Below are 18,909 nucleotides of genomic sequence, written 5' to 3' on the forward strand. Positions count from 1 at the left end.
TTAATCATTTTACCTTTGAATAAAAAAATCTACGACTATGAATTGGCAAGGTGTATTTCCGGCAGTGACGACCAAATTCCATCAGGATGGAAGCTTGGACATGGACATGTTTTTCAAAAACCTCGATGCGCAGCTCGAAGCCGGCGTACATGGTATCATTCTCGGAGGCACTTTGGGTGAATCCTCGGTGCTTAGCTTGGAGGAAAAAATCCAATTGACAACCGAAACGGTAAAGTATGTCAATGGAAAAGTTCCCGTCATCCTGAACATTGCCGAAGGAGCAACGAGAGATGCTATATTTTGGGCACACAAGGCAAAGGAAATGGGCGCTTCAGGTTTGATGCTTTTGCCTCCGATGCGGTATGGTTCTGATGCGAGGGAGACCGTCGCTTATTTTAAGGCTGTGGCCAACAGTACTGATTTGCCGATCATGATTTATAATAATCCCGTGGATTACAAGACTTTGGTGACCTTGGCCATGTTTGAAGAATTGACCGATTGCCCAAATATCCAAGCCGTCAAAGAATCTACCAGAGACATCTCCAATGTGACGAGGATGAGAAACCTATTTGGTGACAGGTTCAAAATCCTATGCGGAGTTGATACATTGGCAATGGAAGAATTGCTGATGAGCGCTGACGGGTGGGTTGCCGGGTTGGTATGTGCTTTTCCAAAGGAGACTGTTGCCGTCTATAACCTCGTGAAGGCCGGAAAGACAGAAGAAGCTTTAAAAATCTACCGTTGGTTCTTACCTTTATTAGAACTCGATATCCATCCCAAGTTGGTGCAGTACATCAAGCTCGCTGAGCAGATGGCTGGAATCGGGACAGAATGGGTTAGGGCCCCAAGACTGACATTGATCGGTGAAGAAAGGGTAAAAATAGAAAACATCATCAAGAGGGGATTAGAGCATAGACCGAAGTTGTAATCTAAGTACGTAGTACGAAAAGAGGTACTAAGTACTAAGTAGCTGAACTTTATTTGGTTTCTTGGCCTTTTGATTGGAAGAATCTGGATGTCACAAAACTCGACAACTTGATAACCCGAGAACAATTAGAACCATTACAACAAATACAACCAAGCATCAATAACCAATTAACCATTAACCAAACTCCTCTCATGACCTACGACCAGATTTTTGCCAAAGCACAGGAAGCATTTTTGTTTTATAAAAACCTTCCAGGAAAAGAGAAAGCGGCTTTTCTCCGAAAAATCGCAGATGGATTGGAGGCTGAAAAAGCCACCATTATCCCTTTGGCATCCAAAGAATCAAACCTTCCCGAAGGAAGGATTACCGGTGAACTCGGTAGGACCACAGGTCAGATCCGCATGTTTGCAAAGTTGGTGGAGGAAGGAAGTTGGGTGGAAGCGACCATCGACCATGCAGATCCAAACCGGACTCCGGCACCAAAACCGGATATCCGAAGGTTTTTGACACCACTCGGTCCGGTCGTCGTATTTGGAGCGAGTAATTTTCCCTTGGCATTTTCTACAGCCGGAGGTGATACGGTCTCTGCTTTAGCAGCTGGTTGTCCGGTGATTTATAAGGCGCATCCTGCCCATCCTGAGACTTCCAAACTTGTTGCCCAGGTCATTCATAGAGCGGTCACAGATTCAGCTTTGCCGGATGGAATATTTCAGCATGTGGAAGGTGGAGCAAAAGAGGGACAGGCCTTGGCAGTCCATCCGATTGCAAAAGCCATCGCATTTACCGGTTCACATTATGGTGGTATGGCACTGTTCAAGACAGCAAGCCAAAGGAATGAACCGATACCTGTTTATGCCGAAATGGGTTCTGTGAATCCGATTTTTACCTTCGAGCAAAAACTTTCCAAAGACATTGCAGGAAGTGCCAAAGCATTTATATCTTCTTTGACCCTTGGGGTGGGGCAGTTCTGTACCAATCCGGGTTTGATCTTTGTCCCAAAAAGTCTGCAAAAGGAATTTGCGGCAGCAATAAAATCCGAAATCGAGGACATAGCCGCCGCACCGATGCTGCATGAAGGCATTGCGGATGCTTATTACAATGCACTGCAATACCTTCAGGGCAGAGAAGAATTGGAATGGGTCAAAGTAGCTGCAGCCAAAGACTTGATCAAAGGCCATCCTGCCTTGGCAAAAATCAAAGCCAAGGATTGGTTGAGTGATGACAAATTCCAACAGGAAGTTTTCGGGGCATTTGCGCTGATGGTGGTGTATGAAGGGGAAGATGATTTGCTTGCCATAGCCGAAAAACTCCATGGGCAGCTGACCATTACCATTTGGGCGGAAGAAGAAGAACTCAGCGACAAACTTTTTCTGATCAATCTTCTTGAGGAGAAATGCGGCAGAATGCTGTACAAAGGCGTTCCGACCGGAGTGGAAGTCGGCTATGCCATGCAACATGGAGGTCCTTATCCATCCACCTCTGACAGCAGAAGTACTTCCGTCGGTGTCTATGCAATCAAGAGATTTGCAAGACCGATAGCATTCCAAGACATGCCGGATATTTTATTGCCTGATGCACTGAGAGAAAGCAATCCATTGGGGATATGGAGAACAATAGACGGAGAATTCATAAAGTAGGCAGAAAAAAATTGTTTTTGTCAACAGTCAACAGTCCATAGTCCACAGATCGGCTTAAATTGGAAGTTAGGTGATATATAACATTCCAACTTTCAAAACCTTACAACATTGCAACATTAAATTTTCGGATTTTCCCAATCTTCCAATTTCTTATGTCCACTAGAAGTACCTTCTCCTGTATAGACGCCCACACCTGTGGCAACCCTGTACGTGTTGTCTCAGGTGGTGTGCCTTTTTTGAAAGGTAACAACATGCTCGAAAAGCGTCAATATTTTTTGGATAAACTGGATTGGATAAGGAGAGGTCTGATGTTTGAACCACGGGGTCACGATATGATGTCAGGCTCCATGCTATTCCCACCCCATGACCCTGAAAATGACTTTGCGGTGCTTTTTATCGAGACCTCAGGTTGTCTTCCTATGTGTGGGCACGGGACCATCGGTACCATCACCATCGCCATTGAGGAAGGATTGATCCATCCAAAGACTCCGGGATTTTTGAGGATGGAGGCCCCGGCAGGATTGGTTTTGGTATCCTACAAACAGGAAGGCAAGAAAGTTAAATCCGTCAAACTCACCAATGTCAAAAGTTATCTTGCTGCCGAAAGTCTGGAGATCGAGACCGAAGAACTCGGAAAACTCATCGTGGATGTGGCTTATGGCGGCAACTTCTATTGCATAGTCGATCCGCAAAAAAATTTTCCTGGATTGGAGCATTTCAGGGCAGAGCAGTTGATCTCTATGGCTAGGAATCTCAGACAAAAAATGAATGAAACCTATGAATTTGTTCATCCTGAACATTCCCAAATCCGCGGTTTATCACATGTGATGTGGACCGGAAAAACCCTTGATCCAACAAGTTCCGCAAGAAATGCGGTTTTCTACGGAGACAAAGCCATCGACCGCTCACCCTGCGGGACGGGCACTTCGGCCAGGATGGCTCAGTGGTTTGCCAAAGGACTTTTGAAGCCCGGAGATGATTTTATTCATGAGAGTTTTATCGGGTCCAAATTTACAGGACGGATAGAAGAAGTGACTGAGATCGGAGACAAACCCGCCATTGTTCCAAGTATCGAAGGATGGGCCAAGGTATATGGCTACAATACAATCATCTTGGATGATGATGATCCTTATGTGCATGGATTTCAGGTAATCTGAAAGAAGCGAGAAGCTAGAGGCGAGAACCTAGAACCGAGAGGCGAGAAGCGAAAAAGAAAGAAATTAGAACCCTTTACTATCCGCCAACGCGTAGCAGATAACTATGACAACGCGAAGCGGACAACAATTACACCAACAACAACATTTAAATCCAAACATTACCAGAATTCAGTCTCATGTCTCACGTCTTTCATCTTACGTCTAAATGAAACCAACCATCATCATCGGCGGCGGGATCGTCGGACTGTTTACTGCGTATTTCCTTCAAAAATCAGGAACGGAAGTCATCATCATCGACAAAGGTGACATGCAGGTCAATTGCTCCACCGGCAATGCAGGTATGATCGTGCCGAGTCACATCATTCCGCTAGCCGCGCCTGGCATGATCAGCAAGGGGATTTCATGGATGTTTTCCTCCAAAAGCCCCTTCTATATCCACCCTAGATTTGACCGAAAACTGTTGCAGTGGTCATGGTTGTTTTACCAATCAGCCAACAAATCCCACGTCGAAAAGAGCATTCCTTATCTGAAAAACCTCAGCCTGATGAGCAAAGCGTTGTACCAACAGTTCAAGGCTGAGCACATCGAGTCAAACTTGGGGTTGGTAGAAAAAGGTTTGATGATGATCTACCAAACTGCCGAGGTTGAAAAGGAAGAGATTGAATTTGCACATTTGGCGCAGAAACATGGTTTGGCTGCAGAAATCCTAAGCCCCGCGGATATCCGGAATATTGAACCCAACCTTGAGGTAAAAGCACGTGGGGCAGTTTTATTTCCCGGTGATGCCCACCTTTCCCCCGCTGCTTTGTATGGCTTTTTGAAAAATCATTTGGAAGAAAATGGTGTGCAGTTCAAGAACAAAGTGACAGTCACCGGATTTGAAACAAAATCCGACAAAGTCATCGGCGTATTGACTTCGGAAGGAAAAATCGAAGGGGATAAGTTTGTGCTTTGCGGAGGCGCTTGGTCTGCCGAATTGGCTAAGATGTTGGATTTTTCACTTCCTATGATGGGCGGAAAAGGGTACAGTTTTATCCAGGATAACAAGCCTGAAATCAAGCAGGCGAGCATTTTGACGGAAATGAAAGTTGCCGTCAGTCCTTATGGCAATCAGATCCGTTTTGGAGGCACGATGGAAATCGCCGGCACGGACGAGTCCATCAACATCAACCGGGTCAAGGGAATCTTCGAATCCATCAACCGGTATTATCCGGATTTTCAATCCAAATTCCCCGAAACCGATCAGATCTGGAAAGGCCTGAGACCCTGTTCACCGGACGGTTTGCCGTATATCGGTTTTGCGCCAAATTGGAAGAATGTCCTTGTCGGCAGCGGCCATTCCATGATGGGAATCAGTTTGGCACCCGCGACAGGAAAGATCCTTGCAGAACTCTATGCCCAAAAATCCCCAAGTATGGAATTGGCAGGGTTTAAGGTGGATAGGTTTTGAGCATTCCCCTGTGTATGGATTGGATAATTAACTAAAAGAGTTTAAGTTTAGGTAATTGAAAATAACAGCAATACTGTTGATTCCAGCCCAGATTGGGTAGATTTAAATTGGTCTTGTTGATTTACAATTGTTGGCAGCAAGTTTTTTGGGAAAAAGGATGAACAAGAAATTACTTCCATTATGGATTTTTTTTGCAGGGATAAACTTATTCCTAACAATTTATTTTTACCGTGGGACAATTCAAGAACTCGGACACATCTTCGCGTTAATAGGACTCTTTGGAATAGTGATGATTTTTGAAATCATTAGAAAACACAAAGACTTTAAACTATCGGGAGACAAATTAATTATCCGACAAATATTAAGACCCGAGAGGAAATTGAACTTAGGACAGCTACAGAGTTGGACTGAAAACAACTTCTATTTCCACGGACAAGTGAACAGAAACTTGATTTTAAAAATTAAAGACAGTGACAAAATTGATTTATCAGAAAAAGACGACTTGACCGAGTTTGAGCGACTCTTTCATTATTTGAGAGTTAACCATTTGAAGATTCGAGAATAAAAACCAGCTGCCAATTTTTTGCTTATGCTAGCTGTGGGTGCCGTGAGATTAAGACTAAAAGGAGAAAGGGATGTTTACGAAGATTTGGGTGCCACGCCCTTGAAAAGGATAGGGATACATGTTCTTATGTCTTCTCGTTTGATGAATATCCCAATGGATTTCAAATCAAAATCATTTCAGATTGACAATGGGGCGTAGCCCTTCAATCTTTGTAATTACCAAGTCAATATCGGTACCAAGAGGGGCGTAGCCCTGAAATCATAATGCCTATGGCAAATACGCATGAATGATAGATCTCAGGGCTACGCCCCTTTCGTTCATTTACCATGTCAATTTGCTACGAAGATTTAAGGGCTACGCCCCACCTATTTATGTATGCTATGATGCCAGCAAAATGATAACTTGATATAATTCTTGGCCAAACACTGAGAAGCCCGATACTTCCGACTTCCGACTTTGGTCTTCCGTCCTGTTTGAAGTATAATTTAACCTTACTGGAAAAGAAGCCGATAACCACTTAATCCTATTCCTCAAAAACCTGATCTTCTGCATCGATAATAATCCTGATAAACCGGATGATATGGTCTATTTCCTCCCATGAAAAACCCAGATTTCCCTGAGAGTGGGCAAGTGCATCGCGCAACTGTCCGATGTCATTCATCATCTTGACAAAGCGGTCTCTGCTATACTCCGGATCAAATTTTTTGAAGCGTAGGTTTTTGGAAAAGATTGAACCCAAGTCACCAAACTGCAGGCATTGCACCAAATCTATTTCTTCCTTCCTTCCCTTTTTCCACTCATAAAGTGACCGGGCACTGTTGAGCCGGTTTTCGGAAATGCTTTCTTCCCAATGCGGCAGGTATTTGCGGATCAGTTCCTTCAGGTGGGTTTCCAATAGGCTGATCAATCCAAAAAACCCAATCCTGAGCGGAATCTTGTCGAGGTCAGTCCGGGTGACGATGTGTGCGATTTTCCCATCTTCTTCAATGAAATACCGTCTCTTTTCGATAAGTTTTCGGAAAGCAAATAATAGAGGCGTATCTGACGGCAAAATATCTTCCGAAGCGATAGGAACCGGCCTCTCGTCATCCAAGTCAAACTTCATCAAAACCCCATTCACGTCCACAACGGCCGATTGGAAATTCCGTTTTTCCATTTCTTCCCTGTAATTTTCAATTCCAAAAACAAGCAGATCTTCAGCGATGGGCATGACATTGATCTGTTCTTCAAATAGCAGGCGGAGCCGGTCAAGGGATTTCATACTTTGTTGTTTTGGTTTTGTGAATTTATAAAAATACCCTTTATATTGACCGGATAGTTAGGTAACAAAATCATATATTTTATGTCAGCAATGGAATTGGGAATCGGCAGTCAAGTCAGACATCCAAAATTTGGAAAAGGGGTAGTCGTGGAGGCAGACGCTTCCTATTACAAGATTTATTTCAACTTTATCGCAGAGGTCAAAACCATCGCAAGGGACTTTCAGCATTTTGAACTCATCGAAAAGAAAGAAGCAGAACCGATAGCATTCAGCCTTGCGGATATCGAAAGGGCAGTAGAAAACGCCATCAAAAAAATCCCACCTGCGGAAGCTTTGCCAAAGGTCAGCATGGCCCAAAAGTGGCTCAAAGGTACCATGATTCTCAATCCCTACAATCCCGAACTGAGCAACAAGGAAGTGCCGATCGCGACATTTTTTCACAAGATCGTCATGGTCAGGGAGCGACTCCGCGTGCTTGAGCAAAATATCAACAACCACGAGAAACTCGACGATCAGGACAGGATCGCACTGCAGCAATATATCACCCGAGCATACGGTTCACTGACCACTTTCAATGTGCTCTTTGCCGATAAGGAAGATTACTTTAAAGGGGCGGGGAAGGAGGATTGATTAAGTTTGAAGGTTTCAAGGTTAAAAAAGTTTTAAAGTTGGGAATTGGGTAAGAAGTTGAAGGTTTGAGGTGAAAAGTAGGAGGATCGAAGTTTTTGAGATATGGAAAGATGCGGATTGTCTTAATGACTTGTTAAAATTGATTTTGTGAAATGTGAAAAATAAAGAGTTCGATTCGAGGTATTCTGTTATTGAAAACACATTTTTTTTATATTTGATTAAATCGAAGAGGTATGTTGACAAAAACTATGGTTAAAAAGCAATTGGAAAAACTGCCTGAAGAGTTTTCTTTGGATGAATTGGTAGGACAATTGATTTTGATCCAAAAAGTAGAAAAAGGCTTGATGGACTCCAATGAGGGAAGATTTATTTCTGAAGAAGAACTCGAAAAGGAAATCGGCAAATGGTTCGAATAAATTGGACCGCACAATCGGTTATTGATTTGAAGGAAATTGCGGAATATATAAGCAAAGACTCAAAAAAGTATGCCTCGCTTCAAATCCAAAGAATTAAGAATAGAACGCAAATCCTTAAGACAAACTCATATTCTGGTCAGATTTTAGAATTCTTCGGCAAGAAAGAAATTAGACATCTTGTTGAAGGAAATTATTTAATAATATATAGAATTGTTGATGAATCAAGGATAGATATTCTGACAATTCACCATTCAGCTAGAGATCTAGGAAAAAGGATTGATATTTTTACTCCAATAGTTTAGTAGGAAGAGCCATGGATACTAAAAAGGAATTGTCAAGCGATCAGCGCGAAGTGCTTTTCAGAACGTTGAAATCCAGGTTTGAGAAAAACAAAAACCGTCACCAAGGCTTGGAATGGGCTTCGGTCCAATCCAAATTGGAATTCCATCTCAATGGCAAAGGAAGCCTAGAAAAGCTTTGGTCACTGCATCAAATGGAAATCACAGGCGGAGAACCTGATGTGGTCGGCTTCGATGACAACACTGGAGAATTTATTTTTTATGACTGTTCGGCAGAAAGCCCAAAAGGCCGTAGGAGCATTTGCTTTGACCGGGAAGGATTGGAATCGAGGAAAGATTTTCCCCCTGCAAACAACGCTGTAGACATTGCTGCTGAAATGGGCATTGACATCCTGACCGAATCCGAATACCGGGAATTTCAGCAGTTGGGTGAGTTCGATACCAAAACCTCAAGTTGGATCCAAACACCCGATGCCGTCAGGAAACTTGGGGGAGCACTTTTTTGCGACCGTCGCTATGACCATGTTTTTACCTATCATAATGGAGCCCAATCTTATTATGGAGTCCGGGCATTCCGCGGGAAGCTTCGGATCTGATTTCAATCTTCCAGAATGTATTTTCAGGTAATTGTTTTGGATCAATGATTTGCGATGAGTTATAAAAATCAGATTTATAACTCATAATTTGCCCAATTTTGAGTTATAAAATTTTACCCAAGATTCTATTTCAATCAAAATCAATATTTTCTAAAATGAAAATAGCTACCCGATATCTCAGGTAGCTATTTCTATTTGGTGACTATCCACCGTGGACCGTAGACCGTCAACTGTGGACAATTATTACTTCTTCCAGCTTGCTTTTCCGCCTTTGGCAGAATCTACATTGATGCTGTAGCTGCTGTTGCCGGAGACGATCCATCTTACTTTTACCGCACCCATTCCCGGGATATTGGCAACTGAGATTTTTTCAGGATTTGTCTTTTGCTCGGAAAGTCTGTTGAAATCCTCATTGTCCACCACAAAACCTGCCACTACTTTGGCGCCGGTGATGCTGACATAATCAGGTCTTTCGATTTTGTATTTCAGATCTTGGCTGGAGTGGGTTGGGATCAATCTTTCGTTGTAGATCGTCGCTGTAACTGCTTTTAATCCTCCTCCAAGGTCTTCTTCTTTGACATCCATCACGCTGAGTTTTGGAGTATGGTAGCCGTGGAGGATGGTGAAGGCGGCATTTCTATGGGCATCTTGCTCCAAAAGGAATCCCGGGTGCAGACGGCCAAAGTTTTTCTTGAATCCGCCGACTTCGATTTTGCCATATTGAGGGTGGTCATATTCTGCCCAGTTGACAAATGCATCGCCAAAAGTCAGGTAAGTGTCCACCATCATTTGCTCATCCTGATTGCCTCTTCCTGCATTTTTGTGCACATAGAGATAAGAAGTCATCAATTCATTGGAATAGGTGAAAATTCCCCTTCCGCCATAGAACCAATCCAATTGACCGCCAAATACGGAGTAAAGGTCTTTGTACACCACCAGGTATTTATAACCCGGCATGAATTCTTCGCCTTTCTTGGCAATAGCATCATAGATTCGGATGTCAGTTTGGTTATACGTTCCCAAGTCCTCTTCAGCCCCCGGACCTCTGAGGATCATGCCGCCATAGTTGTGGTAGCTTTGCGCTGCGGCAATGTTGGGATGCTTCATCACATATTCCATTACGGCCTTGTTTTCAGGCACGCTGAAAGGATACTTCCAAGCACCGCGCTGTACATAATCCGGCTGCCAGTTCCATCCCCAATCACGGTTAGGGTCATAATACCCGATGGCATCGTCGTTGATTTCACCGTCACCGTCATTGTCTATTCCTTCAAAACCCAACATTTCATATTCTCCTTTTTGATCAGGAGCGACCATGATGAGCTTTCTAGGATCCATTTGGTCCTTGATATAACGGCCTGTAGGTGATTTTCTGATCATCATCGTGATATGACCGTCTTTGTTGATGTCATCAAAAGGATCCTCGCCGATCATCCCGTCGCCGTCATCATCCATATTCATCATGCCTGATCGTGGAGAATTCAGCGTGTTTGGTTCCTTGATAAAGTTATCGTGCGCATCCGGATTGATGGTAGGTGCGATATAGAAGGTTTTGTCTTTGAGCAATTGGGTGATGAATTCCAGTTCGCCATACATTTCAGAAAGGTACCAAGCGGTGTAAAGGGTGAATTCAGTTCCCTGAATCTCGTTGGAGTGGATGTTGCCATCGATCCACATACCCGGTTTGTCCTCAGCTTTGCCCGCTTTGAAGTCCGTGACGATCAATACCCAAATGTCGTTTCCTTGGAAAGATTTACCGATACTTTCGAGCTTCACCAGATCGGGATGCTTTTTGGCCATATCCTTCATGATTTCCTCCAAAGCAAGGTTGGTATGGTACCTGTTCCAGGAAACAGGAACTTTGGGATTGTGCGGAGTACCGATGGCGCGGAAATATTTTTCCTGTGCGTTGGTCTCCTGAATGCCTGCAAAACCGATTGCCAGTCCTAAGGCAGTTGTATATATCCAGTTTTTGAATTTCATTTTTTTGTCGGTTTAGAGTTTCACATTGAGTGTGGCGATACCGGTATGTGCTGCACCGGCTTTGATATCCACTGAGCCGCTTCCTTTGACGACCCATGACAGCGTAATTTTGCCATAAGCATCAAGCTTATTGATCAGCTTGATTTTTTCACCGGAAACTAAGTCCGCAGCATCTTTGCTGATGTCTACCCTGATATTCCTCAACCAACGGGATTTTTCACCCATTTCAGAATGTGTCGGCAAAGAAGAATTGTTGAAAAGGTCTGCGGTGATTCTAGTCAGACCGTTGCCAAGTTTCTCTGATTTCACATTGTGAAACTCCAGCTTTGGACTCATCTCGGCTAGCTTCAAGATAAATGCCGTATGCTCAATAGCAATTGAATCCACTTTGGCAAAAGGAGGATTGTACATCACAAAAGGCTTGATGCCGCCTACTTCTACTTTTTGTCCCGGGAAATCGGGGTGCGTCACCGCTGTCCAAGGTGCGAATACATTGGAAAGGTTTTCTTTGGCTGCCCAAGCGAGGAAGTTGATTTCTGCATTGTTGTTTGACTTTCCGTCTTCTCCTTTGACCTCAGGAACCCACCATCCCGGGGTGCTGAAGCTGAGTCTTCCAAAGTGGAAATATGCCCATTGGAAGAAGTCTCCATCTGTACCCTGATTGTTTTGGTTAAAGGCCTTTTGGCTGATGGTTTCATTGTAAATTCCTGAAACCATACTGTTGAGCGCTACATCTTTTTCCAACATAGAGGTGATGATTCTCTTTCTTGCATCACCGGCATTGTATTTAAGTGGGGCCGAAAGGTTGTTAGCCGGACTGAAAGTCACGAAAGCGAAGATGTTCCACTGATTGAAAAGGTAATCTAATAAGGCGCGGCTTTCCACTTGCGATACCGCAAAATCACCTGCCAATGGTTGGAAAATCGGGAATTTGTAAGTCTGATTTTTGTTGAAGGCGATACCTTCAGACAAGTCTTCACCAAAGCTGCCATCTTTGTCTTTGTCCATGCTTTCGGGCATCATTATGTAATTCCCTTTTTGGCCTTTGGACCTGTCAGCTTTGACCAATACCCTGTCATCTTTGTCACTGACCATGTACTCACCCATCGGGCTTTCGACACGCATCATCGTGATGAGTCCGTCTTTATTAAGGTCTTCATATCCGTCCTCTGAGACTTGTCCGTCACGGTCGTGATCGACTTTGGCAGCATTGCCTCTTCTTTCATATTTTAGGGCAGCATGGTACTGCTCATAGGCATCAGGTGACATGTTTGGAAAAACGTAAAAAGTATTTTTGTCCAATGCTGCTGCATGGTCTTTGACCAGTCTTTCGGCAAATTGGACTGCCAATTCCACGCTGAGGACATGGAAACCTTCTGCTCCGCCGACTACTGCGATGGCGGGCTTGTTATCCAGATCTCCTTTTCCGATTTTGACTACCCAGATGTCTTTCCCGCCCTCGGTCTTGGTTAGGGAACTGAGTTTGGCTGCACTACCGCTTCCGGAAATTGCCTGAAGCCTTTGGGTAACCTGGCCCAATGTGGGATAATCCCCTTGCGCCAGCGTGAAAGCGTTTACGGAAAAGAGCAATCCCGCACCCGCTACCAACGATAAATACATTTTCTTCATAAAGTATATCAGGTTTAGTTCTTTAATGAAAAAAGACACGGTCGGTGTCTTTTGCCGTGCTATGTTACAAAATTTAAACCGTTAAATAAAAGCGGTTTCGTCCTATTGATTTGCACGTTTTTAAAAGGTTTTCAGCATGGATAAGTGGGATCTGATTTTGGGCCGTTTAAAAAACAAAGCTGAAAAAGTTATTTCCAAGCCAAAAAAAATGGTATTTTTCCACAAATACTGGTTCCTAGTTATGTTTCGTAAAATTGCCCTTGCTATCGCTTTCTCTCCAAGAATGGAGGCTTTGATTGCCGAATCCAAAAGACTAAAAGATCTCTTTCAAGCCGAATTGTTGCTCATCCATGTCGGAGAAAAAACCGTGGCCTTGGAAGAAAAACTCAATGAACTGCTTCAAAAACATGGTCTTTTGGGAAGCGAAGTGAAGACGATCTGGACCGAAGGCAAGCCTGCCAAAAGAATACTTCAGACCTGTGAAGCCGAAAATGTGGATCTTCTCGTGGCTGGGGCGCTCAAAAGTGAAAGCCTTTTGAATTACTACATTGGATCTATAGCAAGAAAAATCATAAGGAATTCAAAATGTTCTGCATTGGTATTGATAGAGCCCTTGGAAAAGCCTACTCCGTTTGACAAAGTTGTTATCAATGGAACAGAACAGGATCAGACTCCTCTGGTCATTCAAAAGGGACTTGAATGGTGCAAAAAAGACGGAGCCAAACAGATCTATATAGTAAACGAAATCAAAATGTATGGCTTTCAAATGGCAACTGCCGGAGAAGGAGGAGAAGAAGAAATTGCATCGACCCGTAGGAAACTTGTTGCAGATGAAGTTGCGTATGTCAATAATATCCTAAAAGACCTTGACAAAGGTGACCTCAAAGTCAATGTTAAAGTCACTTGCGGCAAATGGGCAATTGAGCTCGCGAAATTTGCTGAAGATGTCAAAGCAGACTTACTCATTGTAGGCGATGAGGGAAAACTTGGGTTTTTGGATAGACTTTTTCCCCATGACTTGGAAGAAATCCTTAACAACCTACCCTGCAATTTATTGATACTTAAAAAATAACAAGGCTACATGGAGAGTTTATCACATCAAGATGTAGTCAATCTTTTTCTGCAATTGGCAGCAATGCTGTTGCTGGCAAGGATTTTTGCGGAGGTTGCGCAAAAGTTCAAGCAGCCTGCTGTTGTTGGGGAATTACTCGCAGGAATACTTTTGGGACCGACGATCCTTGGTACCTTTGTTCCAGAATTTCATGAATACCTCTTCATGAGCAATCCCAATGCAAATCTTGCTTTGGATGGTTTTGTGCAGATTGCTGTTGTGCTTTTATTGTTCATCGCAGGTCTTGAGGTAGAACTGCACCTTGTATGGTCCCAAGGAAAAGCCGCATTGAGCATTAGTTTACTTGGGTTGTTTGTCCCGTTTATTCTTGGATTTGTATTTCCCTATTTCTTTTCATCATTTTTTGGTTTGGCAGATGGAGACAGGCTTTTGTTTTCCCTTTTTATGGGGACAGCTATGTCCATTACAGCCTTACCGGTGGTGGTCAGGATCTTGATGGATCTCAACCTTTTCAAGACCAAAATGGGGATGTTGATCGTGGCATCAGCGATGGTGAATGACATTATAGGATGGCTGATTTTCTCGGTGATTCTTTCCTTTATGGGAAAAAGCGGAAACCTTTCCCTCATTCAGACGGTGGGGATCACACTTTTATTTACCTTTTTTATGTTGACCTTGGGTAAGTTTATTATCAACAGGGTGCTGCCTTGGGTCAATAAAAAACTGGCCTGGCCAGGAGGAGTGCTTTCGCTTTCAATGGCTTTTTGCTTCCTGGCTGCGGCATTTACTGAATGGTTGGGTATTCATGCTATTTTCGGTGCTTTCCTTCTCGGGGTTGCTTTAGGAGATTCGGAACATATGTCCGAAAGAGCCAAAGAGATCGTCCACCAATTCATCAACAATATCTTTGCGCCGCTGTTTTTTGTTTCCATTGGATTGAAAATCAACTTCTTTACAAATTTTGAAATCCTCCTTACTCTGGCAATTCTGGTGATTTCTTTTGCCGGAAAGATAATCGGCAGCGGATATGGCGCTTCAAGAGGGGGATTCAATTTCAAGGAATCATTGGCAGTTGGGTTTGGGATGAATGCCCGAGGTGCAATGGAAATAATCTTGGGTTTAATTGCTCTGGAAAATGGATTGATAGATGAAAAAGTTTTTGTCGCTTTGGTAGTAATGGCCATTGTCACAAGCATGTCAAGCGGTCCGTTGATGAAGTGGGCTTTGAAAAAGTAAATATTTACCTTGAGTGATAATTCCCCTATAAGCAAAATCCCTGTCCATTCTGAACAGGGATTTTGGTTTTTTCTGAACTTGGTATGAATAAGTTGCTGAAAAAGACCTGCCATCCATCGTCATACTTTCCAATTGGATATTCACTTTTACCTATTTGTTAGGATTTTATCTGTGGGTAATTATGGCCAAGAGATGTTCAATATTTCCCCTATCTCTGGAAGTAAACTTTTGTGTTGGATAAAAAATTTTCGGTTTATTTTATTATCCCTGGTAATATGATTTGTCTCATTTATTATCCGTTTCATACTCCAAAGGCAATTGGTCACCGATTTTTTCCCAAGCCATATAACCTTGCAGAAAAAGGTCAAATGGATGGTAGTAGCTCCCGTTTTCAAATACCTGTACAGCTTTGGCCCTCAGCAACAGGATACTAAGTTGACCGGGTCTCTTTTCTTCAGATTCGCCGGACTCTGATCCCAAATTCCGAATGGTAAAATTTAGGTTCCTCAAACTATAAGGGAAAAATGAGCTTTCCTCGATTTCCCGTGAAAAATTGATGTAAACCGGCTTATTGTATGTGATAAATACCTTTCCGTCTGCTGTTTTTTGGATTAATTTCGCCGGATCAATAGGTTCGTTGAAAGGGACATCTAAGGAATCCATAGCTTTGAACCCTACAGGCCTTTCTTGTTTAGCAGGTCTGTCTTCATCCTTTGAATCATCATCCGGATTAATTATTTCCGAAGAGGCCTGTTTTTGGGAATTGGGATTGGGTACCCTCTGAGTAGCAAAAACCTTGAAACCTGAAGATTCTATTTCATCCTTGTACAGACTTCGCATAAAATGCATCACACTTCCCTGGTAGGCTTTTTCCCTGTTTTCATAAACTTTTTTCTGTCTCCTTTTCGGGAGATTTTCTTCCTGGAAATAAGGATATCCGGCATAGGTAATCTGCCCTTGCTCTTTGTCATATTCAAAGCCTGTCAGTACATATTTGATGTTATAGCCGAGGTTAGGGTTTTCGATTTCGAGGATATCTTTTGCGCGGGCGGTAAGGCGGCCGGGTACTGTCTCCCCATCCAATATCAATACTTCGGGGTTTTTGATTTCGCAATTGGAAGCGTTGACACTAGTTCCTAAAAACAAGGTCTTGAATACCGCAAGGTTATCATACCAAGATTTGTCTCTTTTTTCTTTTACTTCACTTTCTTCGAGCTCTACGGTTTCCTGCAATATTCTAAATTCATAAAAGGGTCTCAACACTTTGGTCGATATGGCATAGCTGAAAGTTTGGAAACCGATATAGCTGATTACGAGTTCATGGTTTCCTTCGGGAATGGTAAGTTCAAATTCCCCGCTCTTGTTGGTAGAGGTTCCTATGCTTGAATTACTGATAAATACAGTAGCAAAAAGTAAGGGCTCCAATGTTTCCGCATCCACCACCCTACCTTTGAGACTGTATTGGGCAAGAATTTCAGTGGTTACACCCAACCAGATTATCCCAAAGGCAACCAAAAATTTTAAGTTGTACTCGAAAGTGTAACTTTTCATCAAACAGTTTATTTTACCTGAAATCGATATGTAGCACGGATAGGTTCTCCGGATTTTGAGATTCCCTGTAGGTCGACATTAACCTCCGGTTTGCTTTCCGTCAACCTAAATTGAAATCGGGCTTTGCCTTCACTGTCGGTGATGACTTGTGGATTCCAATAGATGGTGGACCTGAAGTCTATCGCAATCGGGGCATTGATGTCATATACACCTGAAGGGGTATAAAATTCCCGAATAGGATCATAGCCTTTGGCTTTGATGGCGGCATTTCCGATGACGGGTTCGTCTTTCCAATCATAGTTTGGATTTCCGGCTTTGGTCAGTACATTGATGACTCCTCCTGCCCCGTCAGCACCGTAAACCGCTCCTTTGCTTAGACCTGTAAGGATGTCGATCCTTTCTATTTCCGAAACAGGCAGCAATGCTACCATTCCAGGCATGGCTCTCATGCCATCAATTAAAAATGTCGCACCACCGGCATTTACAATGGACGCACCTCCACCACGGATTATTACACTTGGGGGTGGGTTGATGCTAAACACATCTCCTACCACATTCACACCGGGAAATCTTCCCCTCAGCAATTGGAATATATTCTGAAAATAGTAATATTCTTCAGTCACAGGCAGCGCCCGATCCGGGCTGTTGTTATATTGTATAGCACGCTTGTCCGGGATAGGTTCACTTCTCCTTCCTCTGACTGTAACTTCCCCCAATTCTATCTCTTGACTGAGTCTAAACTGCTCAAGCATGTCCTTGGCTTCTTTGACCGACACAAGGTATTCATCGAAATCCTGAAATTTATCTCCTGAAGGAAGCAATGCTTTGTTTCTGATTTGAAAGTCGGGTGTTGTTGGCACAGACATCACTACCTCATTTCTTTTAAGTTCAGTGGTATCTCCGTTGTTTTTTTCTTTTTCGGTAAATGCCTGCAGGTAGATCCCGACTGAATCCTGATAATCCATTCCTACAAAAGAAAAACTGCCGGATTGGTCCGTTTTGCCTTCATATAAAATGGGCAATCCATATTCATGGGTTACCAACATACGCAGTTCGTGTGGAGCTTCAATCGGTTTGTCATTTACCTTGTATACTTTTCCGCTCAAAGAAAGCCCCTCTTCAAATCCAAAAGCCGGAGGGTTGGCTAATTTTGCCAGGTTTTCCCAAGAGAACCTTCTCCAGCCTTGGGTCAAAAGGAGGTTATCCAAGTATTTTTCAGCATTTGGGTTTTCAGGATTGAAGTAATAATCGGGTTGCTCGATTTCTCCTTTGACTTCCGAACTCAGCTGAAAGTAAGAATAGATGTTTTCCCCGTTTTCAGGGTGCAAAACCTGGAACGCGTCCGTTATTGATACCGAGAAATTTCCTTCCACAGGACTGCCAAATTCATCCACGATGGCGATCTCCATCTGCACAAGTTCTTTGGGTTTATATTCTGGTTTTTCAGATTTGAAATTTGCCATTGCCTGAGAAAATGGATAAACATAAACCAACCTTTCTGCCAAAAGGGTGGTTTCCTCATCCATCAGGGTAAACGTGATGATTCCCGGGAAAAAATCCTCTTTGGAGATCAATACAGAATGATCGGCCTTTTCTCCATCAAATTCCTTTTCATATACTTTTTGGCCTTTGGACAAACCTATCAAGTATAATTTCTTGCGCTCATTCCCCTTCCCTAGGTTGTGATGGATAGTCACTTTGATCTCACTTTCTGAATAAAGTGGATCGAAATCAAGCACATATCCTTGTTTTAAAATCCGGCTTAGGGCAAACTTCATCCAATTCTGTTCGGCAGATTTGGCATAGACCTCATAAGCTTCATTCTCTTTTGGGGTAAATTCAAAGCTCCCTATCCCCAAATGTTCTGATTCAAACCTAATCAGTGTATCAGATTTGCTGTTGAGTATGTATCCAATGACATCCGTACTCCGTCCATAAGCATCGGTGGCTTTGAATCCGATTTTGCTTTGAATCCCCTCCACGAGGTCACCGCTTTCGGGAAAAAACCCCAGATTCAGCTTAGAGTCTCCTCCAACATATTCCCAATTTTCACCCAGTTCTCCCACCCAAATATCTTTATGAAAAAATGCAGGATCCCCAAAGTTTCTCATCCATTGGGTATAGGCCCTCAGGGAATAGGATCCGGGTTCAAGGTCTTTTGGTAGCACAATATCCCCCTGACCTTTGCCTTCTTCAAGTTTGATGATGATCCTGTCGATATATCTTTCAAATTTGGCATCGTAAAGGTCCACATATAGTGGTACCGATTTGGTTGCTTCAGGGGATTCTCCGCCATTTTCAATCATCCCATAGGCTTTTATCCAAATGGTATCGTTCAAGAAATAATGGGGTTTATCGGTATGGAGGAAGACTTTTTCCCAGGGGTAAGTTTTATTGTACTCCTCGAAGGATTCGCTTAGTTTATCTTTAGCAGTCTGCGCAAAAAGGCTAAAATTTAAAAAGGTAAATATCCCAAGGCTGAGAAATAAAGACAGACAT

General features: G+C 43.1%; 15 protein-coding genes. 10 read left to right on the forward strand and 5 right to left on the reverse strand.

Going from position 1 to position 18,909, the window contains the following annotated elements; genetic code table 11:
- Positions 1 to 37 precede the first annotated feature (37 nt).
- The 4 genes from NU887_RS05530 to NU887_RS05545 all read left to right on the forward strand — a co-directional run bounded on the left by NU887_RS05530 (position 38) and on the right by NU887_RS05545 (position 5,172).
- Positions 38 to 928: a dihydrodipicolinate synthase family protein gene (locus tag NU887_RS05530; protein ID WP_113923364.1), complete on the forward strand. Its 891-nt coding sequence runs from the start codon at positions 38 to 40 to the stop codon at positions 926 to 928.
- Positions 929 to 1,071: 143 nt separating this feature from the next.
- Complete coding sequence (locus NU887_RS05535) at positions 1,072 to 2,565, forward strand: aldehyde dehydrogenase (NADP(+)) (protein WP_258422490.1); 1,494 nt, start codon at positions 1,072 to 1,074, stop codon at positions 2,563 to 2,565.
- Positions 2,566 to 2,717: 152 nt separating this feature from the next.
- Complete coding sequence (locus tag NU887_RS05540; protein ID WP_258422365.1) at positions 2,718 to 3,722, forward strand: 4-hydroxyproline epimerase; 1,005 nt, start codon at positions 2,718 to 2,720, stop codon at positions 3,720 to 3,722.
- A gap of 205 nt (positions 3,723 to 3,927) precedes the next feature.
- Positions 3,928 to 5,172 (forward strand): NAD(P)/FAD-dependent oxidoreductase, encoded by a 1,245-nt coding sequence (locus NU887_RS05545; RefSeq protein ID WP_258422366.1) that lies wholly within the window; start codon positions 3,928 to 3,930, stop codon positions 5,170 to 5,172.
- Positions 5,173 to 6,260: 1,088 nt separating this feature from the next.
- Here the strand turns inward: NU887_RS05545 and NU887_RS05550 are convergent.
- A complete protein-coding gene (locus NU887_RS05550) occupies positions 6,261 to 6,998 on the reverse strand; it encodes a CBS domain-containing protein (protein ID WP_258422367.1) in 738 nt (245 codons plus the stop codon).
- An 81-nt stretch (positions 6,999 to 7,079) separates the two neighbouring features.
- On the opposite strand from NU887_RS05550, the gene NU887_RS05555 reads away from it, so the two are divergent.
- The 4 genes from NU887_RS05555 to NU887_RS05565 all read left to right on the forward strand — a co-directional run bounded on the left by NU887_RS05555 (position 7,080) and on the right by NU887_RS05565 (position 8,939).
- Positions 7,080 to 7,628: a hypothetical protein gene (locus NU887_RS05555; RefSeq protein WP_241125980.1), complete on the forward strand. Its 549-nt coding sequence runs from the start codon at positions 7,080 to 7,082 to the stop codon at positions 7,626 to 7,628.
- 233 nt (positions 7,629 to 7,861) lie between these two features.
- Positions 7,862 to 8,044: a hypothetical protein gene (locus NU887_RS05560; protein WP_258422368.1), complete on the forward strand. Its 183-nt coding sequence runs from the start codon at positions 7,862 to 7,864 to the stop codon at positions 8,042 to 8,044.
- Positions 8,032 to 8,346: a type II toxin-antitoxin system RelE/ParE family toxin gene (locus NU887_RS21240; protein WP_420839721.1), complete on the forward strand. Its 315-nt coding sequence runs from the start codon at positions 8,032 to 8,034 to the stop codon at positions 8,344 to 8,346. The genes NU887_RS05560 and NU887_RS21240 overlap by 13 nt, the downstream gene beginning before the upstream one ends.
- A gap of 11 nt (positions 8,347 to 8,357) precedes the next feature.
- Positions 8,358 to 8,939: a DUF4256 domain-containing protein gene (locus NU887_RS05565; RefSeq protein ID WP_258422369.1), complete on the forward strand. Its 582-nt coding sequence runs from the start codon at positions 8,358 to 8,360 to the stop codon at positions 8,937 to 8,939.
- A gap of 243 nt (positions 8,940 to 9,182) precedes the next feature.
- Here NU887_RS05565 and NU887_RS05570 read toward each other — a convergent pair whose 3' ends face one another.
- Positions 9,183 to 10,922: a M14 family metallopeptidase gene (locus tag NU887_RS05570; protein ID WP_258422370.1), complete on the reverse strand. Its 1,740-nt coding sequence runs from the start codon at positions 10,920 to 10,922 to the stop codon at positions 9,183 to 9,185.
- A gap of 12 nt (positions 10,923 to 10,934) precedes the next feature.
- On the reverse strand, positions 10,935 to 12,551 hold the full coding sequence (locus tag NU887_RS05575; RefSeq protein WP_258422371.1) for a M14 family metallopeptidase: 1,617 nt from the start codon (positions 12,549 to 12,551) through the stop codon (positions 10,935 to 10,937).
- 241 nt (positions 12,552 to 12,792) lie between these two features.
- Here NU887_RS05575 and NU887_RS05580 point away from each other — a divergent pair, with 241 nt between their 5' ends.
- Positions 12,793 to 13,623, forward strand: a complete 831-nt coding sequence (locus NU887_RS05580; protein WP_258422372.1) for a universal stress protein — start codon at positions 12,793 to 12,795, stop codon at positions 13,621 to 13,623.
- Between the two features lie 9 nt (positions 13,624 to 13,632).
- Positions 13,633 to 14,859 carry a cation:proton antiporter gene (locus tag NU887_RS05585; RefSeq protein WP_258422373.1) on the forward strand — a complete coding sequence of 409 codons (1,227 nt, stop codon included), beginning with the start codon at positions 13,633 to 13,635 and terminating at the stop codon, positions 14,857 to 14,859.
- A 285-nt stretch (positions 14,860 to 15,144) separates the two neighbouring features.
- On the opposite strand, the gene NU887_RS05590 is transcribed toward NU887_RS05585, so the two are convergent.
- Together NU887_RS05590 and NU887_RS05595 are read right to left on the reverse strand one after the other, a co-directional pair.
- Complete coding sequence (locus NU887_RS05590) at positions 15,145 to 16,410, reverse strand: carboxypeptidase-like regulatory domain-containing protein (protein WP_258422374.1); 1,266 nt, start codon at positions 16,408 to 16,410, stop codon at positions 15,145 to 15,147.
- Between the two features lie 8 nt (positions 16,411 to 16,418).
- Positions 16,419 to 18,749 (reverse strand): TonB-dependent receptor, encoded by a 2,331-nt coding sequence (locus NU887_RS05595; RefSeq protein ID WP_258422375.1) that lies wholly within the window; start codon positions 18,747 to 18,749, stop codon positions 16,419 to 16,421.
- Positions 18,750 to 18,909 lie beyond the last annotated feature (160 nt).

It is taken from the genome of Aquiflexum gelatinilyticum, assembly GCF_024741135.1.
Classification (GTDB): domain Bacteria; phylum Bacteroidota; class Bacteroidia; order Cytophagales; family Cyclobacteriaceae; genus Cognataquiflexum; species Cognataquiflexum gelatinilyticum.